Below are 512 nucleotides of genomic sequence, written 5' to 3' on the forward strand. Positions count from 1 at the left end.
AAACTTTGGGGTGTGTGACTACAGTACGTATACCTGTGGTATTCCGTCAACGATTGAACAATCTGAATCCGAAGCTAACTGGGTTTCCTCCTTATTCAGTACCGTTGGTAATGCACTCAATCCGATTGGAACGGCACAAGCGTCTCCTTTCGTTTGGGGGCTTGAGGCAATGGAAGCAGCGGCCTTAAGTGGTGGTGTTGCCGGTGGTGCTGTAGGGCAGCAAGAGAATGATTTTGGATGGGATACCACACAACAGAGCTCAAAGCAGCGTATCGCTAATGAACTAGAGCAAACGTTGCGAAAGCCACCCCCATTAGTCATGAGCGCCAGTATCCTTTTCGCTATGGCAGCTAACTATTATAAAGGTGATAGTTTAACCCAGCAGGATTTATTGGAAATTGCGGATATGGGAGGAACGGCACCGACGCGTTTGCGAGTGGGTTTTGCCTCAACTGATGAAACCGGAGTCGCAATGGCGGCGGCATCACAGCTGATAGCACTTCATACTGAGT

General features: G+C 49.0%; 1 protein-coding gene. It reads left to right on the plus strand.

Going from position 1 to position 512, the window contains the following annotated elements; all coding sequences use genetic code 11:
• A partial coding sequence (locus AC3Z9T_RS21405; RefSeq protein WP_490128067.1) for a hypothetical protein occupies positions 1–512 on the plus strand: 512 nt, incomplete at both ends.

It is taken from the genome of Providencia sp. 6390 (assembly GCF_058148425.1).